A 23,903-nucleotide genomic window follows, 5' to 3' on the forward strand; every position below is an offset into this window, starting at 1 on the left:
TAGTTTATTATATACTTATTCTTTTTAATAAGAAAGTTATAACTAACTTTCTATGATTTTTCATTCAGCTCTATAAAACAAAATGATAGCCTTTAATAAGGCTATCATAAATTTCTGATAAAAAATCACTGCTTTTTCACTTAATATGTACTTACAATATGTTTAGATTATTTTTCCTTTATATTTAGAAATACCTCCTATGTTTTTAACATGACTATAGCCATTCTTTTTTAAATAAAAACAGGCTCTTTGACTTCTTCCTCCACCTAAGCAATAAATATATAAAGGCTTATCTTTATCTTTTACTTCCTTAAAAATCATTTGATTAAATACAGATAACGGTATATTAATACTATCAGGTATATGTCCTTCTTGATGTTCATCCTTTTCTCTGACATCAATGAGTAAAGCATCTTGAGTATGCTGATACTCTTCTACCCCTTGATTAATATCATATCTTTTAAATAAACTAAATAATCCCATTGTATATACCTCTCTTTAATCTTAGTATACACTAAAACATGAAAGGAATATTCTTAATATGATTTGAAATATAAATAAACTTATCAGAGTATAGTTTTGTAAATACTTTTCTAAAAACACAAAAATATATCCTGATAATAATTCTATACATGATAGAATTATTAAACCTAGCAAATATATCTTATGAAAATAATAATAAGAATAATAGAATATGTATTAGTGTAAAGATACATATAAATATTATTGATTTCATAAATATAAGTTTATAAAAATATGAATAGTCTTTTCTTAAAATAACTTGTTCCTGTATTTCAAAATACTGACTAATCATCAGATAACTTACTTTTAGGTTTAAATAATTTAAAAATAAACTTATAAATATATATATTACTCTTTTAGGAAATGTATAGAGTATTTTAATGGCATCTTCATAATTAATCTCAAAAACAAACAAGCAGATAAATAACCCTATTATAAAAAAACAGAATACTCTTATACCATTTCATCTTTGATTAAATGTCCATCACTTAATGTATATTGACTTGTAAAATGAATATCTTCCAAGTAATCATGAGAAGCTATTATAAGAAGATTGTCTATTACATATTATGATTAAAAATACTTGTATTACGGATCCTCTAATTAGCAACATTTCATTACAATCTACAAAACAAGATAAAGATAGCCATGGCTATGGTATAAAAACTATTAAAAATATTGTTGATAAATATCATGGAACAATGCACTATGAGTATTCTATTTATTATTTTACTTGTATATTTATTTATTCAATCAAATTTAAAGAGGAATATATATGATATGTACCCTCTTTATGAATAATTTATGTTATTGATTAATAAATTCCCATTTCTTATCCCTAATAATAAAAGTAATACATATCATATAAATTATTATTTTCAATATTTTGTAATACAAAGAATAAATTTTACAAAAATCATCTTAAAAGCAGCACATTAGTTAAATAGTAAAAAGAACTTCTCAATTTGAGAAGCTCTTTTAGTTTAATCTAAATCTTCGCCATTTGTTTTTATAACTTTCTTATACCAATAGAATGAATCTTTTCTATATCTGTTAAGTGTTCCTGTTTTTTCGTCTGTAGTATCAACATAAATAAAGCCATATCTCTTTCTAATACCTTCATGTGTTGATACTAAGTCAATAGCTGACCAAGGACAATATCCCATCATTTCTACACCATCACTGACAGCAAGCTTTAATTGTTCAATATGAGTTTTTAAATAAGCTATTCTATAATCATCATGAATCTTTCCATCTTCTGTTAGTGTATCATAAGCGCCTAATCCATTTTCAGTGACTATCATCGGTAATCTATATCTAGAATACATTTCTCTCATAGTAGCTCTAAATCCTAATGGATCAATTTCCCAGCCAAATTCTGTTTTCACTAAGTTTGGATTATCATATCCTTTATAGTAACCGGCTTCTCCTCTGGCAGTCTGCTGATCTGCACCCGGATCGACATCATCACTAGGAGCTGATGCCTGTACTGTGGCAGTACTATAATAATTGAAACCAATAAAATCAGGATGAGCGGCTTTCATGATATCCATATCTCCTTCTAAGATATCAGGTGTTGCATCATGTTCTTCTAAATATCTCCATACCAGATTATTATAAACACCATAGACTGCCATATCTAAATAGAACCAGTTTCTAATCGCATTATATTCCTGTGCTGCCAGCTGATCTTCCGGCTTACAGCTTGCCGGATAAACGAGAGAAATATTTGGAGCCGGTCCAATTTTTGACTCCGGATACATTTCATGAAGCATTACCATAGCTTTTGCCTGAGCAAGAAGCATATGATGATTCTGCTGATATGTCTCCTTAAGAATATTAGTCGTTCCTTCCGGTATTCTTAAGGTTCCAATCAACGGTCCTACTAATGTCAGCATATTCTGTTCATTAATAGTCAGCCAGTATTTAACTCTATCGCCAAAATTTTCAAACATAACTTTTGCAAAGTTTACAAACCAATCTACTGATTCTCTATTTGACCATGATCCTCTTTGATCTAATGCATCAGGCATATCAAAATGAGACGGTAGCGTTATTGTCCAAACTTGATGTCGATAAACATATAGATGTTGAAATTAAGCTTGATGAGCTTGATTTGACAAGTGCTGAAAGTAAAGCGACTTATGCACAAATCAAGAAATATATATTGGAAAAGTTTGATTTAAAGGTTTCGACACTCTATATTGCACAGATTAAAAAGAAATGTGGAATTGTACTGAGGGAGCATTATAATAAATCAAAAAAAGAGAAACAGGTTATTCCACAATGCACACCGGAAAAAGAGGAAGCTATCATGGATGCGTTAAGGCATTTTAAGATGATTTAATAGAAATGGAGGGTATTTATGAGATGGATATTAAAAATAATCTTATTTCCAATTAGATTGCTGTTAAGTATCCTCACTGCATTTCTGACATTCCTGCTCGGCATAGGAACAACTATTCTATATTTCTTGATGCTGATGTGTATCGTTGCTGCAATAGGATCATTTATACAAAAAGATATATCACTTGGAATTGAGGCGTTGGTATTAGGATTTTTGTTAAGTCCATATGGAATACCCATGGTCGGAGCAACCGTTATAGCCTTTCTTAAAGGTATAAACGAAGTAATAAAATCAATTTGAAAAATTTCATAAAAATGGTTACCAAAGACGATAGAGAAAAAAACTATCGTCTTTTTCTTTGTAAAATTTTAAGGAAAGGAGGTGAAGCGATGGACTTTGACTATTTCTATAACAGAGAAGCGGAAAGATTTAATTTCTTAAAAGTTCCGGAGATATTGGTTGATGGAGAAGAATTTAAGGGATTATCTGCCGAAGCAATTATCCTTTATTCCATGCTTTTGAAACGAACAGGAATGTCCTTTAAGAATAACTGGATAGACAAGGAAGGTAGAGTATTTATCTATTTCACAGTCGAGGAAATTATGAAAAGAAGAAATATTTCAAAGCCTACTGCCATAAAAACATTAGATGAGTTAGATAGCAAAAAAGGGATAGGACTGATTGAAAGAGTAAGGCTTGGACTTGGTAAACCGAATATCATATATGTCAAAGATTTCATGAGTGTATTTCAGGTAAAAGAAAATGACTTTCAGAAGTTAAAAAACTTTACTTCAGAAGTAAAAGATGTTGACCTCAGAAGTAAAGAAAATGAACTTCAAGAGGTTAAAAATGTTGACCGTAACTATATAGAGAATAATAAGAGTAAGTATAGTAAGAGAGAATATAGTTTTGGTGTAAACGGACTTGGAACATTTCAAAATGTATTTTTAGCTGCTGAAGATATATCCGATTTACAAATCATAATGAACTCACAGCTTGATAATTACATTGAAAGGCTATCTGCATATATCAAAAGCACCGGAAAGACCTATAAAGACCATAAAGCGACAATCCTTTCTTGGTTTTATAAAGATCAGGGAAGAAGTAAAGAAGTGAAAACATCAAATATCCCGACATGGGAAGAATATGATAAAGGAGAACACCTATGATGAAAGAATTAGAAAAAGTAATGATAGAAGATGTAGAGTATTCTTACGATCCTGAAAAAGAATATATCAAGAATGGACACGCATTTTGTAAAGTTTGTCATGAAAGAAAAGACGGAAAAGTGATGGAGTTCTTTGATAACAAGATGATATTTAAGACTGCTTGTAAATGCGATAGAAATAGAGAAGCAAAAGAAAAAGAAAGACAAAAGCAGCTGGAGATTGAACGATTAAAGAGTAGCTGCTTTAACTCTATTATTCAGTGGTCATACACATTTGAAAATTATCAGGGAGAAGAAAATCAAAGCCTTATCATTGCAAAGAACTTTGTAAAAGACTATGAGGAAATGAAAAAGGAAAATATAGGAATTTTGTTTTATGGTTCGGTAGGTAGTGGAAAGACATACCTTGCTTGTTCTATCGCCAATGCTCTAATTGAACAATATCAGGTAGGGGTTAAGATAAGAAATTTTGCACAGATTATCAATGAGCTGCAAAAGGGAGGATTTGATTTTGACAAGAACGCATATATTGAATCTCTTGTAAATATTTCCGTTCTTATCTTGGATGATTTAGGAATTGAAAGAGATACAAGCTATGCTAAAGAGCAGGTATATAACATTGTTAATAACAGGTACTTAAAACAAAAACCGACTATTTTCACCACAAACCTTTCTTACGACACAATTGTAAATTGTACAGAAAGTGTGGAGTATCAGAGGATTTATTCACGAATTATAGAGATGTGTATTCCTGTTATGGTTGTAGGAGAAGATTTTAGAAAGGCTATTCAAAAGGATAAGCTGGCTCGTAATAAAGAGAGGTTACTGAACGGAGGTGAGAGAACTTGATCAATGAAGAAATAGCAAGAAAAACGCTGAATATGGAAGTAAGAGCTGCTAAAGTAACAGGAAAGCTAATTCTGAACTTATTAAAGAAACTGATGAAAGAAGCAGAAAAGCTTGGAGGACTTGAAAAACTTGTAAATAGCAACGGAAATGAAGTAAAGCTAAAAGATATGGTAAAAAAAGGACAGCTTGAAGAAATTCCGGTTGAAGAAACGGAGCTGAAAGAACTGAAAAAAGAGCTAAATAGATACGGTGTTAAGTTTTCGGTGATAAAAGATAAGGAAACGGGTAAATTCTCAGTATTTTTCCAAGCCAAAGATATGAAAGTAATGGACAAAGCATTTAAGCACGCTCTTTCCGAATCAGAAAAGAAAACGGAAAGAAAGGAGTCCATTCATAAGAATATTGAAAAGTTCAAGGAAATGGCAAAGAACTCTGTTTCTAAGGATAAAGTTAAGAATAAACAGAAGGAGCAGAGCCTATGATAGATAAGATATTAAAGGACATCAAAGGCTTATTTAAGGTGCAAGATAAGGTAAAGTTTCTAAAGCAGAACATTCCCTATCTTGCATTTTTCTATATAGGTAATATCTTTTCACATCATGTAAGAGCCTATATAGGTGGCGATATTATTGACAAAATTTTTCAAGGGATATTAGAGATTAATACGATGAGCTTTCTTCCAAGCCTTCATCCTACGGATATTATAATGGGCGTGGTAGTAGCTGTTTTAATCAAAATTATCGTATATACCAAAGGGAAAAATGCTAAAAAGTTTAGACAGGGGAAAGAGTATGGCTCAGCAAGATGGGGAACGAAAAAAGATATAGAGCCATATATGGATGAAAAGTTTCAAAATAATATTTTGCTTACTCAAACTGAGCGATTAACAATGAATGGTAGACCATCTAATCCTAAGTATGCAAGAAATAAGAATGTTCTTGTCATCGGTGGATCAGGAAGTGGAAAAACGAGATTTTATGTAAAACCGAATCTTATGCAGATGCACTCGTCATATTGTGTAACCGATCCTAAAGGAACGATAGTCCTTGAGTGCGGTAAGATGCTTGAAGATAACGGATATGAGATAAAAATCTTAAATACAATTAACTTCAAAAAGAGCATGAAGTACAATCCATTCGCTTATCTCAGAAGTGAAAAAGATATACTCAAATTAGTACAGACAATCATCGCAAACACCAAGGGAGAGGGCGAAAAAGCAGGTGAAGATTTTTGGGTCAAAGCTGAAAAGCTCTACTATACAGCCCTTATCGGCTACATCTTCTATGAAGCTCCAAAAGAAGAAAAGAACTTTGCAACACTTCTCGATATGATAGACGCTTCAGAAGTTAGAGAAGATGATGAAACCTATATGAATCCGATAGACAGACTCTTTGAAGCACTGGAAAGGAAAGAGCCTACACACTTTGCAGTGAAGCAATATAAAAAATACAAATTGGCTGCTGGAGTAATAGAATTAAGGAGAACACTTAATCACTATTTTAGTGAAATATGTACTTCTTAATTCTTTTTTTATTGAAAAATTAAGAGAAAGGGGGTAAAAATGAGGAATTTTGAAAAGATAACAGCACTCTATGAGAGATTAAGTCGTGATGATGAACTGCAAGGAGAGAGTAACTCTATCATCAATCAGAAAAAAATATTGGAAGAATACGCAAGCAAAAATAATTTGTCAAACATCATTCACTTTACAGATGATGGAATCAGCGGAACACAGTTTGACAGACCGGGATTTATGGCAATGATGAACGGAGTCAATCAAGGCAATATCGGTTGTATCATTGTAAAAGATATGAGCAGACTTGGCAGAGATTATCTCAAAGTCGGTCAATGTATGGAGATACTAAGACAAAAGGGCGTAAGACTAATCGCTATCAATGATAATGTAGATAGTTTTTACAGAGAAGATGATTTTACTCCCTTTAGAAATATCATGAATGAATGGTATGCAAGAGATACATCAAGAAAAATCCAATCGACTTTCAGGTCAAAAGGTGAAAGTGGGAAACATACTGCAAGCACACCGCCTTATGGCTATATCAAAGATGAAAAAGATAAAAACAAATGGATAGTAGATGAAAAAGCAGCCGAAGTAGTAAGACGCATATTCAATATGACCATGCAAGGCAATGGTCCGTATCGAATAGCAAAGATATTGGAGAGTGAAAAAGTAGATATACCCGCCTATCATCAACAGAAATTAGGCTATGGGCTATATCAAAGCAAAAACTTTGAACATCCCTATCGTTGGTGCAGCTCAACCATAGCAAGCATTTTAAAGAAACAAGAATACTTGGGGCATACAGTCAATTTCAAGACAAGAAAGCATTTCAAGGACAAGAAAAGTAAATATGTATCGGAAGATAACTGGCTTATTTTTGAAAACACGCATGAACCAATCATAGACCAAGAAACCTTTGACAATGTGCAAAGGATAAGAGGAAATGTAAAAAGGTATCCTGACGGTTGGGGAGAATATCACCCACTCACAGGACTGATGTATTGTGCAGATTGTGGAAGCAAAATGTATGTTCATAGAACAAGCAACTATAAAAATATTCCATATTATACTTGCAGTGCCTATACCAAAACACCTTGTGGGACACTTTGCCCATCAGCACACAGAATAAAAGCAGAAGTAGTCTTAAATCTAATACAGGAAACATTAAAAGATATTAAAAAATATCTTGATGAAGATAACGAAGCCTTTATCCGTTCCATTCAAAATGAAATGGAAGAAAAGGAAAAAATAGAGATAGAAAAGAAACGCACAAGGCTTATTGACAGCAAAGGGCGATTACAGGAATTAGAAAGACTGATGTGTCGTATCTATGAAGATATGATCCTTAACAAAATACCAAATAGCAGATATGAGATACTAAATAATCAATATGAAACGGAGCAGATAACTTTAAGTAAAGAAATTAAGGATTTGGAGCAGACAATATCAAGATATGAAAAAGAAACAGACAGAGCTAAAAAATTTATATCTCTTATCAGTCGTTATGAAAACTTTGATGAACTTACAACCACAATGATAAATGAGTTTGTAGAAAAAATTATCGTACATGAAAGAGATAGAAAAGGAAGTCAAACATCAAAGCAAAAGATAGAAGTTTACTTTAATTTCATAGGTAATTACGAACTTCCACAGGCGGAGTTAAGCGAGGAAGAAAAACAAAAACTTGAGGAAGAAGAAAGAAAAATCAAGGAAAGAAAAGACAAGCTACATCAAAATTACCTGAAACGAAAAGCAAGCGGAAAACAGAAAGAGTATGAAGATAAATATAAGGCAAGAAGGGAGCAGAAGAAACAGGAAAAATTAAAGGTTTTAAAAAGAGTGGGAATACCGATGAAAAATTATATGAAATAGTATTCATATTAAGACGGTAGTTATTATCATGAAGTTAGTTGACATTAACTAACAAGAGGAGTATAATAAAATTCGACAGTAGTGTCGGTTTTTATTACGATATGAAAAGAGGTCTTTATTTTGAAAGAAGAAAAACAAAAAGTTGGACAAATTAGAAAAAAAGAGATTCGAGAAGCTGCAAAGAAATGCTTTCTAAATAAAGGGTTTCAACTTACAACAATGGAAGATGTTATCACAGAGGTAGGAATGAGTAGAGGGGGTGTTTATCATCATTATGCAAGTACAAATGAAATGCTTAAAGACTTAATGCTTGATGGTAATGATTATAGAAACAACTTGATAAATGAGTATTTAAAAAACAATCGAGGAAAAGATAAATATCAGCAAATGGGTGATATTTTGGTTGATAAGTCGCTGGCTGATACAGAATTGATGAGATTGTATACACTCCTTTTACAAGCAAAAAAATATAATCAGGATTTGGAAAAATTGTATCAAGAATTGAAACTTAATACGACTAATGAGCTAAGTTTAATCGCCAAGCAGCTTGGAATTAAGGCGGATATATTTGGTGACGGTTTTTTAGTGAATTATATCAATGGATTGATATTAAGTTCTGAAGTTCTCTGTGCAAGAAATTCTTTTTCACAACATAAAAAATACATAAAAGAAACAATGGTAAATTACATTGTTGATATTGACAAGAGATAGGGAGGTTTAAAATGAGTAAACGATTAGAAGTAAAGGATTTAATCAATATAGGATTATTTTCCGTATTAGGTTTTGTATTTATGATGATAGGATCATTTTTAGCAATGGTTCCAGTTTTAATGCCGGTTGTTCCATTGGCACAAGGTATTTTGGTAGGACCGGTAAATATGTTGTATTCTACTAAAATTAAGAAAAGAGGAATGGTATTTATTCAATCATTACTTATTGCATTAGTATATGTTGCTATGGGACATGGACCTTGGGCATTATTAACTGCTGTTATTGCAGGTGTTATTGCTGAAGTTATTTTGAAATCAGGAGAATATACGGATGTTAATAAGGCAAGATTAGCATTTTCTATTGCTCCACTTTGCACAATAGGAAATTGGTTGCCAATTTTTATATCAAGAAATGAATATGTCAAGCAGATGTTAGAGCAAGGATATAATCAAGAATTTATTGATAAGATGCTTAGTGTAATGCCGAATTGGATTATTGTCGTAATGGCAATAGGTGGAATTATAGGAGCATATATTGGTTGTAGTATAGGAATGGCTTTCCTGAAAAAACATTTTAAAAAGGCTGGTATGGAAAAATAAGGATTCATAAGGAGTTAAGGATGACAATCAAACTTGATTTTCGTACAAAACTTTTTATGACAATAGTTCTTTCATATGTGATGGTTTTGGGCAATATTCAAGTAAAGTATTTCTTGCAAGCCCTTATAATATCCGTAATTCCGATAGTGCTTTTAATAAATACAAAACATACAAGAGTAGCTATTATTGGGATGGCTACTCTTGTGTTCGTTTATGGTGCTGATAGATTTTTAATGAAATTAGAATACAGTCCCTTGGTAGCGATTTTACTGATATTAGTAATGGTTGTTAAGAAAATACTTCCCGCATTTTTAATGGGGAAATATACCATACTCACATCAAATGTAGGGGAAAGTATTTATTCATTGAAAAAAATGAAATGTCCCGATGAAATAGCAATACCATTGACTGTGATGGTTCGTTTCTTTTATGCCGCAAGGATTGATTATAGCCAGATAAAAAAAGCCATGCGTTTGAGAGGACTAACGCTTAAAAAGTTAATAAAAAATCCAATTCTATTATTTGAATATAGATTAGTGCCACTATTGATGTGTTTGTCTAAGACGGCAGATGATTTAACAGTATCCGCAATGACAAAAGGGTTAGCTGTTAATCAAAAGCGAACAAGTATTAGTGAATCTCGCATTGGTGGCATTGATTGCATATTTTTTGTGATAATGGTATGGGCAATCTATTTATATATAAGGGGTAAGTATGCTTAGTTTACAAAATTTAGTATTAAAGTTTGATGGAGAAAGCATATTAGAAAATATAAATCTAAATTTCAAACCCGGAGAGGTAACTGTTATAACGGGACACTCAGGTACGGGGAAAAGTAGTTTGTTAAAAGTAATAAACGGCATTATTCCCGAATATGATTGTGGAGATGTAAAAGGAGATGTTTTATACAAGGACAAATCTTTATTAGGGATGAGTATATTAGAACGATCCAAGTTTATATCTACAGTGTTTCAAAATCCTAAAACACAATTTTATTGTATCAATTCTACAGATGAATTAGCTTTTCAATTAGAAAATAGGTGTATAGAAAGAAATTTAATTTTAGATAAAATACACTATTATTCAGATGTTTTAGGTAGTAAAGATTTGTTGGACAAGAATATTTTTGAACTATCCGGTGGAGAAAAGCAGCTAATTGCTATAACTGCCAGTGGAATTTCAGAAAATGAAATTATTCTTTTAGATGAACCGTCCTCATCTTTGGATTATGAATCAATTAAGAACTTAAAAAGAGCTATTATTGAGCTAAAAAAAAGAAATAAAATCATAATCCTTGTCGAGCATAGATTATTTTATTTGAAAGACATTGTAGACAAGCTGTGTGTAATAGAAAACAAAACTTTTAAAGAATACACGAAAGAATATTTTAGTGATGATTTTTTTGAAAGAGTTTCAGAAAAACATAATTTGAGAAATTTTAATGAAATTTTCAAGAGTGATTTCTTAAATAGACAATATGAAAAAGTAGATATGTTACAAAAAAATACTCCATCAAACTTTGCTAATAGGTCAATAACATGTCTACATTTCAAAAAAACATATGATAAGAATACAATTTTTGATTTTAGTGTTTCTTTTAATACCGGGATAAATTTCATTATTGGACAAAACGGTGTTGGGAAAAGTACTTTTATCAATTTACTTATGGGAACTATGAAAGGCAAGGGAGAAGTTTTTTATAAGGGAGAAAAGCTCAAAAAACGGTACGAGAATATCTTTGCAGTCATGCAAGATGTTAATTATCAACTTTTCACAGAATCTGTATGGCAGGAACTTGGAACAGTTACAAAACAGGATGATTTGAAAAATGAAGCCTTAAGAAAGGTACATTTATTTAATAAAAAAGAAATGCACCCAAGTTCGTTATCGGGTGGAGAAAAACAGAGATTGTTGCTTGCTATGTCTATGGTAAGTCGAAAACCAATCATAGTGTTTGATGAGCCAACGAGTGGACTTTGCAAAATGCAAATGGATATTTTGATTGGATTTTTAAACCAAATGGTAGAGCAAGGAAAAACTATTATTATAATCACGCATGATTTTGAATTTATAAAACAGTGCGATGGTGCAATATATGAATTTACAAAATAAATATAAGTAAAGGAGAGCAATACGATGAAAGAAGATATGAAAACACAACTTTTAACAAAAAGTCCTAAAGACTTGTTGTTTCAATTAGCTATTCCGGGAATTATAGGAATGGTTGTTATAGGACTTTATCCATTTATGGATGGAATATTTGCTGGGTGGATTATAGGGGATTATGCTATGTCTGCCATTAGTATATCAATGTCTTTAACAATAATAAATGGTGGTATATCAGCACTTATTGGAGTTGGTAGTGCGTCAATATTATCAAGGGCTATTGGAAAGGGAGATAAAGAAACAACGGATAAAATATTTGGAAATTTTTGTTATTGGGTAATTTTATTCTCTATAGTAATCACCGTATTAGGCTTGGTATTTGCACCTAATTTTCTTGACTTGGTAGGAGCAAAAGGGAATATTAAAGAACTGGGAGTTAGATATTTAAGAGTAGTTTTCTTTGGTTCAATATTTGTGAATTTTGCTCAAGCAGGTAATATGACAATGCGTGGTGAAGGTGCATTGAAGCAATCTATGATGATTATGGGAGTAGGTGCTTTATTAAATATTATTTTAGATCCTATTTTTATGAAGTTAATGGGAGAGTATGCAATTGAGGGGGCAGCTATTGCAACTGTAATATCTCAAATTGTACAGGCGATATTAACATTTCACTACTTTTCAAAGAAAAGTGCTTTTGTTGGTATCCATAAAATTCAAAAGAGCAAGGCAATTTACAGTGAAATGTTTAGTATAGGAAGTTCGGCTATGATGATGCAAATTTTATTTGCAGTACAACAAACATTTTTGTTCAAACAGGCTTTCGCTTATGGTGGAGATAATTGGGGAATTCTAATGTCTGCCACAATGAGACTTTATATGTTCTCATTTATTCCATTGTGGGGAATGAGTCAAGGTTTACAGCCTGTTATAGGAGCTAATTTTGGAGCAAAACAATATCAAAGAGTAAAAGATACTATGAAGATTTTCATGTATGGGGCAACAATACTTGCTGCTATTTCTTGGATACCATCCATGTTTTTCTCTGAAAAATTATTGTCATTGTTTAATGTGAGAAGTGAAATAATTGAAGCTGGAGTTATGAACTTTAAATTGTTCTACTCTACTTTCATCTTGTATGGAATTATGATTATGACTCTTACATTTTTCCAATCTATTGGAGATGGGAAAAAAGCGAGCATGATTGTAATGCTTAGACAACTGATTTTATTTATTCCGGCGATATTGCTATTGCCAAAGGTATTTGGAGGATTAGCAGTTTGGTGGGCTGAACCTATTGTAGATTTTAGTATGATTTTGCTCGGCTTGTTTTTTATGCTTAGCAGAATTAGAAAAATGGGAAAAGAAGAAGCGATAAATTGTTAAGTATCTTATTATCCAAAGGTGAAAATAAACTATTAGAAAGGTTTGATATATGAATATTAGTTAGATGTAAGAAATGGGGGAGTAAGATGAAAAATCTTTTTCATATAGAAGAAAGAAATAACAAAAAAATCTTCTCGCTTTATAGTTTCTTATTATCTCAAGCAACTAAATATATCTAAGGAAAAGATAGATTCATTTCTTTTTGGAGGACTTTTTACGCCAAAGTGTAGAAGTCCTCCTTTTTTATTCTCAAAAACAAAACAGAGAACTTAAAAAGGAGGATAACACGATGGATAAGAAAGAATATTACCTTTATGTAAAAGGCAAATCCGTACTTGTAAGTGAAAAAGTCTACAAAGCCTACTGGAAGATAACAGAGCATGAAAAGTATCTCCAAAGAAAAGATTGGAAGCATAATGTTATGTCATTTTCAGCACTGGATCATGACGGACATTTTGTAGATAACATCATAGATGAAAAAATAGACTTAGAAAAAATTGTAGAAGTAAAAATGCAAATTGAAGAACTTCATAAAGCATTAAATACTCTCACAAAAGAAGAACGAGAGTTAATGGAAGCCATCTTCTACAAAGAAGAAAGTCTAAGGTCAATCAGCAGAAGAGAGAAAGTTACACATCAAGCAATCAGCGGGAGGAGGGATAGGATTTTAGAAAAACTGAGAAAGATTTTAGAAGATAAAATCTAAAAAAATTTGGAAAGGTTAAGTATCAAAAAAGGTGCTTAACCTTTCTTTGTAAAATACTGTTATGTAACACAAAAAACCGATATAGAAAAAATGGTGTGAAAATGATAAAATATTATTAGTTAATATAGACTAACTCATGCTTGTGAGGTGTCCAAAATGGAGTATATTGATATAAATAAAGACAAGAAAAGAATGGTTTTGCTCATACATCCAATGCTTGCTTCTGCTGAGGGAATGAAAAAGTTAATTGCCGATAACATTGGAAATGAGTATAGATACATTATTCCAAATTTGTCTGCTCATGGTAGATTGATTGATAAAAAGTATTTATCTGCAAGACAAGAAAGTGAAAATTTACATAATTATCTTAAAGAGAATGACATTAGAGAAATTTCTTTAGCCTTTGGAGCATCAATAGGCGGTGTAGTGTTACTAGAATTGTTAAAATACAAGGATATAAAGATAGTTAAAGCCTTATTTGAGGGCTGTAGTTTATGTCAAAATGCGAGTGTTTTAGAGTTTATCATAAGAAATATTGTTCTATATGAACGAAAAAAAGCTATTAAAAATAGTGACTCAGCTAATAGAAAAATTATAAGCATATATGGAGAAACAATGGGACGAATGATGGCTGAAAATCTAATCAGAATAGATAAACAAAGCATTAAAAATATCTGCCATGATTGTGCATTTGTAGATCTTCCCAAGTTATCAGAAGCAGAACAAAAGAGGTGCATATTCTGTTATGGATCTAAAGAAGTTAATTTAAAATATGCAAAGAGAGTTATTTCAAAAGAATATCCATATGCAGCGTTAAGAATATGGAAGGGACAAAACCATTGTACAAAGATAACAACGAATGTAGAAGGGTATTGCAAAATGATAAAAGCTGAGATTGATTAAAACATATTGTTGAAAAGAGGGTGTTAGCAGTGAATGATAAAAGCAATAAAAAGTTTTGGAATAAATTCGCCAAGCTGTACGCTCCTTTTATGAAGAAGGATAAAGGAGTTTATGATAATGTTTGTGAGTATATTCGTCCTTACTTGAATAGAAATATGAACGTACTTGAACTTGCTTGCGGTTCAGGTCAGTTATCATTTAATCTTTCAAAATATGCTAAAAATTGGATTGGGACAGATTTTTCGGAACAGATGATTTTAGAAGCAAGGAAGCGTGGAGAAAACGAAAACCTTACCTTTGAGGTAGCTGACGCAACCTCATTATCTTTTTCTGATGGTGAATTTAATTGCGTTGTAATTGCTAATGCACTTCATATTATGCCGGAGCCGGATGAGGCAATGAGAGAAATATACAGAGTATTAAAACCTAATGGCATTTTGTCTGCTCCTACTTTTCTATGGAAAGAAGGGACCCAAAGTAAATTCAAAAAATGGATAATGTCCGTTGTGGGATTTAAGATGTATCAAGAATGGAATAAAAAACAATTTAAAGATTTTATTGAGAAGCATGGATTTTCAGTAGTTGAAATGAATTTGATACATGGAGGGCTTGCACCCATCGGCGTTATGATTGCTTATAAAAAGTAATATTAAAATTGGGATTTTGGAGGAGAGTTAGTGAACATACATGAGTTTGGAGCTGATAAAAATAAAATAATTGTGTTGATTCATCCTTCATTAGTCATGTGGGACTATTTTGAATACATTTTATCTATACTTAAAGAAGAGTATCATATTATTGTTCCTGCACTTCCCGGATATGATGAGGAAAATCCAAACGAAAATTTTACAAGTGTAGAAGAAATTGCAGATAATTTATTAGGATGGCTGAAAGAACATAAAATTGAGAAAGTTGATCTTTTGTATGGTTGCTCTATGGGCGGTTCTATCGCTTTAAAAATGTTCTCCAATCACGGAATTAAAATAAGGAACATTATTTGCGATGGAGCAATAACACCATATCAGCTTCCTTGGATTGTTACAAGAATGATTGCCATAAGAGATTTTCTTATGATTTCTATAGGTAAAATTGGAGGACTAAAGCTTCTTGAAAAATCATTTTCTACAGATGAATACAGCGAAGAGGAATTGAAGTATGTTGCTAAAGTCCTTAATTTTATTAGTTATAAAACGATATGGAGAACATTTGAATCTTGCAACAACTATGTTATGCCAAAGAACGTGTCAGAACATAGCGGTCGTATTCAATATTGGTATGGTGATAAAGAGTCTAAAGCCCGTGCATGGGATATCAAATATATGAAAACTTATTTTCCAAATACTGAGTTTATTAAATTTGAAAACATGGGTCATGGCAGCATGGCAAGTCTTTATCCTGTGAAAATGGCTAATCAATTCAGAGATTTAATGGAAGTTAAGAAATAAAATAATTTGTCATTTTTGGAATTAAGGAGGTATGCATTGTGAGTGTTAAATATAAATTAACGGAATTTTTATTTCGTCATACTGTAAAACCTATGATGAAAAAAGCAATAAAAAATCCGGATGAATATTTTGCTAAACAAGAAAAGAAACAGAAATCTAAACTCCCTCTTGAAAAACTTCATAAATCTTATGATTTTGAAGAAAAGTGTACAAGCGGAACTTTGTATTATGCCGTCAAACCAGAAGGTAAAGTGGCAAATAGGCTTGTGTTATATTTCTTTGGTGGAGGATATACCATTCCGGGAGATTCCGGTGATTTTGAGTTTGCCCAAGATATGGCTAATCAAAGTCAGGCTGAAGTGTGGCTTGTATGGTATCCACTTTTTCCAAAAGCAACCGGCTTGCAAATTATTGAAGCAGGTCTAAACGTTTATAGCGAGGCACTTAAGGTGTTTAATGCAGATGATATTATATTTTTTGGTTTATCAAGTGGAGCAAGCCTTGCACAAAATATATGTTTGCATATTCTTGAAAACGACATGAGATTATCAATGCCAAAAAGATTGATTATGCACTCGCCAACCTTTCGTATTCCTCCGACTAAAGAACAGATGAAAGAGATGGAGAGACTTGATAAGTTTGATTGCATTATTCCGGCTTGCTACATGAAAGAACAAGATCAAGTAATGCAAAGAATAAATTTAAATAATGTGGAATATATGAAATCGCCAATTGAGTACTCATGGAAAGGGCTACCTGACATGTATATCATTTATGGTTCTTATGAAGTGTTGATAGCAGAGCTGCCGGAGGCAAAAGAAAAAGCTAAAATGGATGGCGTGGTTATGAAAACATATATAGGAGAGAGAATGATGCATACTTGGGCGGCGGCAGGATTTTTACCTGAGGCAAAGGAAGTAAGAAGCAACATATATGCCGTAATACGAGGAGATAAAGATGATAGCTTTCTCTTGTAATATTCTACAGGTAGCTTTCAGAAGAAAAGTGGATATTGTGGGGTGATTGATAATTATGTATATGACGATACTGCTTGCAGTTATTATGATGATTGGATTGTTCTTATTGCTGTGGGCAGGAGTTGGATTTATTCAAAACAAAGACTTCTTTTCTTCGTGTCCTAAAGAAGTGTTTGATGTTATTGAGCAAAAGGAAAAACGCTTTCGTGGTCAGAGTTTAGTTGGATGGATATTAGCTATTATTGCAATACTATTCATGGGGAGTTCAATTATCGTTGGTGCAGTGGATGGTGTTCAAAATAACTTTACTTACATTCAGTTTTTCATTAGATTTCTGATGATACTTCTTTTGCTGAAAGCCTTTGATATTGTATTTTTTGATTGGATACTTTTGTGCAATCGAGGTTTTAGTTTTTTTGAACATTATTATCCGGAAGTGGTAGATAAGCTTAGTCCTAAACTCTTTGGATATAACAAAAAGGAACACATTATTCAAGTGTTATTTATGATTATCGGATCGTTAGTCATTGCATGGATATGTACATTATTTTAAAAACTAAATTAAAATTAGTAGGAGGTGTTTATACTTGAAAGAAATAGAAATGCAAGAAAAAATAAAACCCATTTTGAATGGTGCTGCGGAAACGATGCTTCAGAGTTTTTATGCAAGAGCACAATATTCCAAGAGCAAAAGACATAAATTTTATGATGCCAAAGCGGTGGAATTGGTTGAAAAAATTGATTACGATTTTACTGTCGCCACAAATGATTCCCTTATGAGTTATGGCGTGATTGCAAGAACGCTTGTATTTGATGAACTGGTAAAAGAGTTTATTGACGAAAATCCAACCTGTACAGTCGTAAATATTGCTTGTGGACTTGACACGAGATTTTATCGAATGGATAACGGACAAATCACATGGTACAATGTGGATCTGCCTGAAACCATTGAAGTAAGAAATCAGATTTTTGCAGAATCCGGCAGAGTTTCAAACATCGGTATTTCAGCAACGAATTCGGCGTGGGCAAAAGAAATAAAAGCAGATGGGAACATTCTGTTTATCATTGAGGGATTGTCAATGTACTTGACACGGGAAGACAACGCCCAAATGCTCCGAATTATTCGAGAGAATTTTGACAATGCGTATGTTCTTATGGAGTGCCTGTCAAAAAGGTGGGTAGCGAAAGAAAATGTTGAAAAGTCCATACAAAAAACCGGAGCAAAATTCATATTTGGAGCGGATTCCTTTGATGATATTACGGATATTGCAAGAGGTTTCCGTAGTGTAAAGGATGATGATATTACAAGGGGGATGTCTGCTTTATTTCCTGTGCTTAAGCTTATTAACTGGTTGCCGATTGCTCACAAACTATCACAGAAAATATTGATATTTGAGAAGGTGTGATGTTACCATCATGATTGTCATCAAGAAGTACACACTGCGATAGGCAAATCACAGCTTATATAACTAACAATTAAATAACAACTAATATAAAAACAGTAAATTGAAAGGAACAGTTTACTGTTTTTTATTTGAGAAAAATTGAAACGGAGGAATGAAAAATGAAGAAAGAAAACACATTACAGGAAGTACAGGAACAAATTTCTGAACTACAGGAAGAAAGAGAAAAGTGCGATGTAAAGCTGAAACAATTACAAAATCAAGGCAAGAAATTAGAAAAGCTGGCAAATGAAAAGGAACGAAAAAGAAGAAATCACAGGCTCATACAAAGGGGATTGATGGTAGAAAGGGTCATTAAAAATCCTCTAATATTTACCAATGAGGAGATAGAAGAATTACTTAAAGTTGTTACTCACACAGAAGAATACAGACAAGCCTATGAAGAAATGATAAATGGGAAAGATATGGAAGATGAAACAATCATCGAGTAGACAGAATAAAAAAACTTAGTTTTTTCAGAAGCTCCCTGCAAGGGCAAAAAGCTCCGCAGGACGCAAAGCACCCTTTAGGGTGTATAATTGCGCCCTTAGTAAACTAAGGGATTTTAGCAAGTCTTTGAAAATCCAAAACTTTATAAAAACATACGGATAAAGCAGATAGGAAAAGATACAAAAAATAGCCTGTCTGCTTTTTCCTTTACCTGAAAACAAACAAAAAAATGAAAGGAGCTTAAAAGTGGCAGAAACATTTCACTTTAATATTTCCATGATAAGCAGAGGGAAAAGTAAATCGGCAGTTGCAAGTGCAGCATATATCTCTTGTGAGAAAATCAAAAATGAATGGGATGGAGAAGTTCATGACTATCATAATAAAAAAGGACTTTTACATTCAGAAATCTTCTTGCCGGAGAATGTCCCTATAGCATTAAAAGATAGAACTACTTTATGGAATAGCGTTGAACTAAATGAGAAAGCAAGCAACGCACAGCTTGCAAGAAACTTTATTATAGCCTTACCGAAAGAATTATCTTTTGAAGAAAACAAGAAACTCATTACCGACTTTATACAGGAAAATTTTGTATCAAAAGGAATGATAGCAGACCTTGCCATTCATGATGAGAGTGATGAAGAAAATAACAATATCCATGCACATATTATGACTACCCTTAGACCAATCAATGAAAAAGGAGAGTGGCAAGCAAAGTCAAAAAAAGAATATATTCTTGATAAAAACGGAGAAAAGATAAAACTAAAAAGCGGAAACTACAGAACAAGAAAAGTAGAACTGACAGACTGGAACAACAAAGAAAATGCGGAGAAATGGAGAGAACATTTTGCAAGCCTTTGTAATCAGTATTTAGAAAAAAATCATCAGGAAAAGAGAGTGGATCATCGCTCCTACAAAAGGCAAGGGATAGAAGAAATTCCAACCATTCATTTAGGAGCAAGTGCCAGTGCCTTAGAGAAAAAAGGAATCGAAACCGACAAAGGAAATATCAACCGAGAAATCAAAAAGCATAATTCCTTAGTAAAAGCCATCAAGAACAAGATAAAAGAAATCACCTCTTGGATAGACTCTTTACTTGGAAATCTGCAAGCAAAATACGATGAGTATAAACAGACCAAGAAAGATGAACTGGAGAACAAAGCAGAACTCTTTAACCTTTATGAATATATTTCTATCTACAACGAAATACAGGGAGAAAAAACAAAAAATCTATCCTACTATGGACAGATAAAAAAGGGAAATGCAGACCTAAAGAGATTTGTAAAAGCAATCTACTATTTGAAAGATAATCATCTTCAAACCATAGCAGACTTACAAGAAAAAGTCTTTGAACTGGCAAAGCAAAGTAAAAAGATAAGTGGTGATATTCAAGAAAAGACACAAAGAATAAAAGACCTAAACCAATGTGTAAGTTGCATAGACGCTATCAGAGAAAATAAAGAAATTTATCAGGAATATAAAAATAAAACACTATTTAAAGACAGCTTTTATAATTCTCATAAAAAGGAAATAGACAAGTACCTAAGAGCAAGAAAGACCATAGAAAAATTCACCGGGACATCAGCTATAAAATTAAGTGATTGGCAAAAAGAAATATCAAGCCTTGAAAATCAGATACAAGAGCTAACCGAATATAAAGCTAAAGTACAAGATGAATTTAAGCAGATAGACCATATCAAATATGCAGTAAAGATTGTCAATGATGAGTATGGAATAGATTTATCCATAGAGATAGACAAGGCAATTAAGAGAGGAGATAAACCAAGTGTAATTGCACAACTGAAAAAATTTCAAGAGCAAGAGGAAAGAAAGGAGCAGTACAAACAAAAGGCAAAAGAAAAATATACAAAACAAGAAAGATGAAATCCTAAAATAGGACAACATAAAAAACAAAAGCTGACGGAACAAATCGTTCTGTCAGATCAATAGGTAAGGTCTGCGTACCCATTTTGGGAACGAAGATATAAGGATGAATCCATGTTTTAGGGAAGCATATAGTTGGTGTCGTGAATCACGATGTCAGATTTATAAGGATGCCCTGTTTTGGGGCGTGCTTACTATCAAGGGTGTCGTAAATCACGGCTTCCTTAAAAACTAAGAGGTGGTAATGATTTGTTACTTCCTTTTGCAAGAAAAAGAGAGGAGAGAAAAATGGCAGATAACAGAAGATATTATTGGTTAAAGTTAAAAGAAGATTTTTTTACAGATAAGAGAATAAAAAGGCTAAGAAAAATATCAGGAGGAGATACCTATACAATCATTTACCTCAAATTGCTTTTGCTTAGCTTAAAAGACAGTGGGAAACTGTATTATGACGGAGTAGAAACAGACTTTATCAAGGAGCTTGCATTAACGATTGATGAAACGGAAGATGATGTAATGGTTACAGTAAATTATCTTGTAGCACAAGGATTGATGGAGATAATCACAGAAAATGACGAGTATTTTTTAACAGAAATTCCAAGTCTAATAGGTTCAGAAACAGCTTCTACAAGGCGTTCAAGGAAATCAAGAGGACAAAAAGCGTTGCAATGCAACACTGATGCAACATCTTGCAACCTTTTGCAACAAAACTGCAACGGAGAGATAGAGATAGAGAAAGAGATAGATATAGAATTAGAGAAAGAGGGGGAGATAGAAAAAATATCCCCCTCCTTTTACGGAGAATATAAAAATGTTTCCTTAACCGATGAAGAATATGGAAAGTTAAAGGATAAAATGCAAGGGCATAGGGAAGAAATGATAGAGAAGCTGTCAACCTATATGCAAAGTACAGGAAGAAACTATAAAGACCATTATGCAACCTTAGTTCATTGGTACGAGCAAGACAAAGGGAAATTAAAGGAGAGCAGTAAATCAAAAGTATATACCTTTGAAGATTATGACAAGGGTGAACACTTGTAGACTTCGCATAAGACGGTGGAAAGGTGTTTTTAGAGCGTTAATGATAAAATAGGTATCAGACTATAGCTAAGTGTAAAATAGGGCTTAAAATTGCAGTATGGAAAAAATATCGTATTTATGATAAAATGATAATGATATGGTAATAAACTCAGTTATAAGGAGAGGATATATAAATGCGAATTCAATTTACTGTAACCGATGAAGAACTTGAAATTTTAACTAAAAAAGCAATAGAGGGAGGTTTCCCAAGCGTTACTGAATATTGTAAGTGTAGCAGTTTACAAGAAAATACAAGCTATGCTGACCTATATACTACCTTATTAAACAAAATTAGCTCTTTACCGAAAGGCAAAGAATTTGTTTTGAGAGAGTTAATCGCAACACCGCCGGCATTGATTGGCAGATGGTTTTATGAAAATGTAAATAAGAGACTTGTAAAAAATGTGGAACACATCGGAAAAGCTGAAGGCGGAGTAGAAAAATATAAAAGAATTTAGATAATGTTGGAGGTGCATTTCATGGCAGAAGAAAATAAAGAGATAGTTATTGTAGATGATAAAACTATACAAGAAAAAATATATCTTATTCGTGGGCAAAAAGTAATGCTTGATGCAGATTTAGCTGAAATATATGGTTATGAAACAAAAAACTTTAATAGACAGGTAAAAAACAATATTGAGAAGTTTGAAGGCGAAGATTTTATGTTTCAACTGACCGAGAATGAATTTGAAAACTTGAGGTGCAAAAATTTCACCTCAAGTTGGGGCGGTTCAAGATACTTACCAAATGCCTTTACAGAACAAGGTATTTATATGCTTATGACGGTATTAAGAGGTGAACTTGCGATTAGGCAAAGTAGAGCCTTAATTAGAACATTTAAGCAGATGAAAGACTTTATAATCGAAAATCAAGATTTTATTAGCTCAAAAGAATTGGTACAAATAGCAGTACAGACAAATCAAAACACAAAGGATATAGCTGAAATAAAGTCGCAAATGGCTACAAAAGAAGATTTGAAAAAGGTTATGGATAATTTTATAGATCCGGACACATACAAGCATTTCCTTTTAATGAACGGAGATAAGATTGAAGCAGATGTTGCCTATACCAAAATATATAAGTCTGCAAAGAAAAGTATTTATGTGATAGACAACTATATAGGCTTGAAAACCTTAGAATTATTAAGGGCTGCAAAAGACAATGTTGAAATTATAGTCTTTAGCGACAATGTGAAAAACAAGGATATGCTGACAAAAAATATCCTAAACGATTTTAGAAAAGATTACCCTAATATCAATCTTAAGATGAAAGTTGCAGGAAAAAAATATCACGATAGATATATTTCTATTGACTATGGAACAGAAAATGAAGACTTTTATCTTTGCGGAGCGTCATCAAAGGACGCAGGAAATAAAATATCAACGATTTCAAAGATAGAGGAATCCTCTAAGGATATGTATCATACAATGTTTGGCGGAATGCTGAGCAATAAGGATTTGAAAATTTAATATGTAAATGCTAAAGCGTTATTCAATGAATAGCTATAAGACTTGCGAAAGGCGGTAGAAATAAAACTCTATCGTCTTTTTTAATTGCAACTAATAGGAGGAAAATAATATGCACGAAAACAGAAATGAACAAAATACTGGAACAAAGACCATAAAGAAGATAGGAAAGGCAACTTACGAGGTTGTAGTCCATTTTAATGAAAATGCGACTGAAACTATGCAAGATAAATTGAAAAGGATAATGCTTAGAGAAATGGAGCGAGAAAAAGATAAAAAACCTCATAAAAATGATTAGAAAGTCCTTGACAAGTTGTTACAGGAAAAACGGCAAAATCTATTCTTATCTCTTGTGGTGCAAGGCTTGCTCCATTTGATATTAGGGAACTTAGGGACTTGATGAGTGAAGATGAACTTGAGCTTGATACACTCGGAGATAGAAAAACGGCACTCTTTGTTATTATCTCTGATACT

28 protein-coding genes are annotated in these 23,903 nt (G+C 32.5%); 26 read left to right on the plus strand and 2 right to left on the minus strand.

What is annotated here, in order from left to right:
• Positions 1-162: 162 nt before the first annotated feature.
• Positions 163-483, minus strand: a complete 321-nt coding sequence (locus tag HMPREF9943_RS09085; RefSeq protein ID WP_004804237.1) for a rhodanese-like domain-containing protein — start codon at positions 481-483, stop codon at positions 163-165.
• Positions 484-1,091: 608 nt separating this feature from the next.
• Here HMPREF9943_RS09085 and HMPREF9943_RS09090 point away from each other — a divergent pair.
• Positions 1,092-1,301 (plus strand): GHKL domain-containing protein, encoded by a 210-nt coding sequence (locus tag HMPREF9943_RS09090; RefSeq protein ID WP_004804239.1) that lies wholly within the window; start codon positions 1,092-1,094, stop codon positions 1,299-1,301.
• Between the two features lie 204 nt (positions 1,302-1,505).
• Here HMPREF9943_RS09090 and HMPREF9943_RS09095 read toward each other — a convergent pair whose 3' ends face one another.
• Positions 1,506-2,555, minus strand: coding sequence for a glycoside hydrolase family 1 protein (locus tag HMPREF9943_RS09095; protein WP_004804240.1), 1,050 nt, complete (start codon positions 2,553-2,555; stop codon positions 1,506-1,508).
• A gap of 23 nt (positions 2,556-2,578) precedes the next feature.
• Here HMPREF9943_RS09095 and HMPREF9943_RS09100 point away from each other — a divergent pair, with 23 nt between their 5' ends.
• The 25 genes from HMPREF9943_RS09100 (at position 2,579) to HMPREF9943_RS09220 (ending at position 23,727) form a co-directional block, all read left to right on the plus strand.
• On the plus strand, positions 2,579-2,869 hold the full coding sequence (locus HMPREF9943_RS09100) for a hypothetical protein (RefSeq protein ID WP_004804242.1): 291 nt from the start codon (positions 2,579-2,581) through the stop codon (positions 2,867-2,869).
• An 18-nt stretch (positions 2,870-2,887) separates the two neighbouring features.
• Entirely contained in the window at positions 2,888-3,169 is a 282-nt protein-coding gene (locus tag HMPREF9943_RS09105) for a CD1845 family protein (protein ID WP_004804245.1), read from the plus strand.
• An 89-nt stretch (positions 3,170-3,258) separates the two neighbouring features.
• The gene (locus HMPREF9943_RS09110; protein WP_004804247.1) at positions 3,259-4,038 is read left to right on the plus strand and encodes a replication initiator protein A; all 780 of its coding nucleotides are present in this window, start codon (positions 3,259-3,261) and stop codon (positions 4,036-4,038) included.
• Complete coding sequence (locus tag HMPREF9943_RS09115; RefSeq protein WP_040402872.1) at positions 4,035-4,886, plus strand: ATP-binding protein; 852 nt, start codon at positions 4,035-4,037, stop codon at positions 4,884-4,886. The genes HMPREF9943_RS09110 and HMPREF9943_RS09115 overlap by 4 nt, the downstream gene beginning before the upstream one ends.
• Entirely contained in the window at positions 4,883-5,368 is a 486-nt protein-coding gene (locus tag HMPREF9943_RS09120) for a PcfB family protein (RefSeq protein WP_004804250.1), read from the plus strand. Before HMPREF9943_RS09115 ends, HMPREF9943_RS09120 begins: the two co-directional genes overlap by 4 nt.
• The gene (locus HMPREF9943_RS09125) at positions 5,365-6,408 is read left to right on the plus strand and encodes a type IV secretory system conjugative DNA transfer family protein (RefSeq protein ID WP_004804253.1); all 1,044 of its coding nucleotides are present in this window, start codon (positions 5,365-5,367) and stop codon (positions 6,406-6,408) included. Before HMPREF9943_RS09120 ends, HMPREF9943_RS09125 begins: the two co-directional genes overlap by 4 nt.
• Before the next feature lie 39 nt (positions 6,409-6,447).
• The gene (locus tag HMPREF9943_RS09130; RefSeq protein ID WP_004804254.1) at positions 6,448-8,277 is read left to right on the plus strand and encodes a recombinase family protein; all 1,830 of its coding nucleotides are present in this window, start codon (positions 6,448-6,450) and stop codon (positions 8,275-8,277) included.
• A 120-nt stretch (positions 8,278-8,397) separates the two neighbouring features.
• Positions 8,398-8,988, plus strand: a complete 591-nt coding sequence (locus tag HMPREF9943_RS09135) for a TetR/AcrR family transcriptional regulator (RefSeq protein ID WP_004804257.1) — start codon at positions 8,398-8,400, stop codon at positions 8,986-8,988.
• 11 nt (positions 8,989-8,999) lie between these two features.
• A complete protein-coding gene (locus HMPREF9943_RS09140) occupies positions 9,000-9,587 on the plus strand; it encodes an MptD family putative ECF transporter S component (RefSeq protein WP_004804259.1) in 588 nt (195 codons plus the stop codon).
• 20 nt (positions 9,588-9,607) lie between these two features.
• Complete coding sequence (locus HMPREF9943_RS09145; RefSeq protein ID WP_002989377.1) at positions 9,608-10,309, plus strand: energy-coupling factor transporter transmembrane component T; 702 nt, start codon at positions 9,608-9,610, stop codon at positions 10,307-10,309.
• The gene (locus tag HMPREF9943_RS09150; protein ID WP_004804263.1) at positions 10,302-11,699 is read left to right on the plus strand and encodes an ATP-binding cassette domain-containing protein; all 1,398 of its coding nucleotides are present in this window, start codon (positions 10,302-10,304) and stop codon (positions 11,697-11,699) included. Before HMPREF9943_RS09145 ends, HMPREF9943_RS09150 begins: the two co-directional genes overlap by 8 nt.
• 24 nt (positions 11,700-11,723) lie before the next feature.
• Complete coding sequence (locus HMPREF9943_RS09155; protein WP_004804265.1) at positions 11,724-13,079, plus strand: MATE family efflux transporter; 1,356 nt, start codon at positions 11,724-11,726, stop codon at positions 13,077-13,079.
• A gap of 289 nt (positions 13,080-13,368) precedes the next feature.
• Positions 13,369-13,785: a sigma-70 RNA polymerase sigma factor region 4 domain-containing protein gene (locus tag HMPREF9943_RS09160; protein WP_004804268.1), complete on the plus strand. Its 417-nt coding sequence runs from the start codon at positions 13,369-13,371 to the stop codon at positions 13,783-13,785.
• A 156-nt stretch (positions 13,786-13,941) separates the two neighbouring features.
• Positions 13,942-14,688 (plus strand): hypothetical protein, encoded by a 747-nt coding sequence (locus tag HMPREF9943_RS09165; RefSeq protein ID WP_004804269.1) that lies wholly within the window; start codon positions 13,942-13,944, stop codon positions 14,686-14,688.
• A 29-nt stretch (positions 14,689-14,717) separates the two neighbouring features.
• Positions 14,718-15,335, plus strand: coding sequence for a class I SAM-dependent methyltransferase (locus HMPREF9943_RS09170; protein ID WP_004804271.1), 618 nt, complete (start codon positions 14,718-14,720; stop codon positions 15,333-15,335).
• Positions 15,336-15,365: 30 nt separating this feature from the next.
• The gene (locus HMPREF9943_RS09175) at positions 15,366-16,133 is read left to right on the plus strand and encodes an alpha/beta fold hydrolase (RefSeq protein ID WP_004804273.1); all 768 of its coding nucleotides are present in this window, start codon (positions 15,366-15,368) and stop codon (positions 16,131-16,133) included.
• A 38-nt stretch (positions 16,134-16,171) separates the two neighbouring features.
• On the plus strand, positions 16,172-17,110 hold the full coding sequence (locus tag HMPREF9943_RS09180; protein ID WP_004804276.1) for an alpha/beta hydrolase: 939 nt from the start codon (positions 16,172-16,174) through the stop codon (positions 17,108-17,110).
• Positions 17,111-17,165: 55 nt separating this feature from the next.
• Positions 17,166-17,663 (plus strand): hypothetical protein, encoded by a 498-nt coding sequence (locus HMPREF9943_RS09185; protein ID WP_004804278.1) that lies wholly within the window; start codon positions 17,166-17,168, stop codon positions 17,661-17,663.
• A 34-nt stretch (positions 17,664-17,697) separates the two neighbouring features.
• Positions 17,698-18,516 carry a class I SAM-dependent methyltransferase gene (locus tag HMPREF9943_RS09190; RefSeq protein WP_004804280.1) on the plus strand — a complete coding sequence of 273 codons (819 nt, stop codon included), beginning with the start codon at positions 17,698-17,700 and terminating at the stop codon, positions 18,514-18,516.
• Positions 18,517-18,674: 158 nt separating this feature from the next.
• Positions 18,675-19,004 (plus strand): DUF3847 domain-containing protein, encoded by a 330-nt coding sequence (locus tag HMPREF9943_RS09195; RefSeq protein ID WP_004804282.1) that lies wholly within the window; start codon positions 18,675-18,677, stop codon positions 19,002-19,004.
• A 244-nt stretch (positions 19,005-19,248) separates the two neighbouring features.
• Positions 19,249-20,883 (plus strand): MobQ family relaxase, encoded by a 1,635-nt coding sequence (gene mobQ, locus HMPREF9943_RS09200; RefSeq protein WP_004804284.1) that lies wholly within the window; start codon positions 19,249-19,251, stop codon positions 20,881-20,883.
• Positions 20,884-21,171: 288 nt separating this feature from the next.
• Positions 21,172-21,924: a phage replisome organizer N-terminal domain-containing protein gene (locus tag HMPREF9943_RS09205; RefSeq protein ID WP_004804286.1), complete on the plus strand. Its 753-nt coding sequence runs from the start codon at positions 21,172-21,174 to the stop codon at positions 21,922-21,924.
• Positions 21,925-22,097: 173 nt separating this feature from the next.
• Positions 22,098-22,421: a hypothetical protein gene (locus HMPREF9943_RS09210; RefSeq protein ID WP_001222545.1), complete on the plus strand. Its 324-nt coding sequence runs from the start codon at positions 22,098-22,100 to the stop codon at positions 22,419-22,421.
• A gap of 21 nt (positions 22,422-22,442) precedes the next feature.
• Positions 22,443-23,432, plus strand: coding sequence for an ORF6N domain-containing protein (locus HMPREF9943_RS09215; protein ID WP_004804294.1), 990 nt, complete (start codon positions 22,443-22,445; stop codon positions 23,430-23,432).
• A 109-nt stretch (positions 23,433-23,541) separates the two neighbouring features.
• Positions 23,542-23,727 carry a transposon-encoded TnpW family protein gene (locus HMPREF9943_RS09220; protein ID WP_004804296.1) on the plus strand — a complete coding sequence of 62 codons (186 nt, stop codon included), beginning with the start codon at positions 23,542-23,544 and terminating at the stop codon, positions 23,725-23,727.
• Positions 23,728-23,903 lie beyond the last annotated feature (176 nt).

Source organism: Eggerthia catenaformis OT 569 = DSM 20559, from assembly GCF_000340375.1.
GTDB classification, from domain to species: domain Bacteria; phylum Bacillota_I; class Bacilli_A; order Erysipelotrichales; family Coprobacillaceae; genus Eggerthia; species Eggerthia catenaformis.

Coding starts and splice junctions, on each gene's coding strand:
- HMPREF9943_RS09085 (WP_004804237.1), bottom strand. CDS start 483: ATGGGATTATTTAGTTTATTTAAAAGATATGATATTAATCAAGGGGTA.
- HMPREF9943_RS09090 (WP_004804239.1), top strand. CDS start 1,092: ATGATTAAAAATACTTGTATTACGGATCCTCTAATTAGCAACATTTCA.
- HMPREF9943_RS09095 (WP_004804240.1), bottom strand. CDS start 2,555: ATGCCTGATGCATTAGATCAAAGAGGATCATGGTCAAATAGAGAATCA.
- HMPREF9943_RS09105 (WP_004804245.1), top strand. CDS start 2,888: ATGAGATGGATATTAAAAATAATCTTATTTCCAATTAGATTGCTGTTA.
- HMPREF9943_RS09110 (WP_004804247.1), top strand. CDS start 3,259: ATGGACTTTGACTATTTCTATAACAGAGAAGCGGAAAGATTTAATTTC.
- HMPREF9943_RS09115 (WP_040402872.1), top strand. CDS start 4,035: ATGATGAAAGAATTAGAAAAAGTAATGATAGAAGATGTAGAGTATTCT.
- HMPREF9943_RS09125 (WP_004804253.1), top strand. CDS start 5,365: ATGATAGATAAGATATTAAAGGACATCAAAGGCTTATTTAAGGTGCAA.
- HMPREF9943_RS09130 (WP_004804254.1), top strand. CDS start 6,448: ATGAGGAATTTTGAAAAGATAACAGCACTCTATGAGAGATTAAGTCGT.
- HMPREF9943_RS09140 (WP_004804259.1), top strand. CDS start 9,000: ATGAGTAAACGATTAGAAGTAAAGGATTTAATCAATATAGGATTATTT.
- HMPREF9943_RS09145 (WP_002989377.1), top strand. CDS start 9,608: ATGACAATCAAACTTGATTTTCGTACAAAACTTTTTATGACAATAGTT.
- HMPREF9943_RS09150 (WP_004804263.1), top strand. CDS start 10,302: ATGCTTAGTTTACAAAATTTAGTATTAAAGTTTGATGGAGAAAGCATA.
- HMPREF9943_RS09155 (WP_004804265.1), top strand. CDS start 11,724: ATGAAAGAAGATATGAAAACACAACTTTTAACAAAAAGTCCTAAAGAC.
- HMPREF9943_RS09160 (WP_004804268.1), top strand. CDS start 13,369: ATGGATAAGAAAGAATATTACCTTTATGTAAAAGGCAAATCCGTACTT.
- HMPREF9943_RS09165 (WP_004804269.1), top strand. CDS start 13,942: ATGGAGTATATTGATATAAATAAAGACAAGAAAAGAATGGTTTTGCTC.
- HMPREF9943_RS09185 (WP_004804278.1), top strand. CDS start 17,166: ATGTATATGACGATACTGCTTGCAGTTATTATGATGATTGGATTGTTC.
- HMPREF9943_RS09195 (WP_004804282.1), top strand. CDS start 18,675: ATGAAGAAAGAAAACACATTACAGGAAGTACAGGAACAAATTTCTGAA.
- HMPREF9943_RS09205 (WP_004804286.1), top strand. CDS start 21,172: ATGGCAGATAACAGAAGATATTATTGGTTAAAGTTAAAAGAAGATTTT.
- HMPREF9943_RS09210 (WP_001222545.1), top strand. CDS start 22,098: ATGCGAATTCAATTTACTGTAACCGATGAAGAACTTGAAATTTTAACT.
- HMPREF9943_RS09215 (WP_004804294.1), top strand. CDS start 22,443: ATGGCAGAAGAAAATAAAGAGATAGTTATTGTAGATGATAAAACTATA.
- HMPREF9943_RS09220 (WP_004804296.1), top strand. CDS start 23,542: ATGCACGAAAACAGAAATGAACAAAATACTGGAACAAAGACCATAAAG.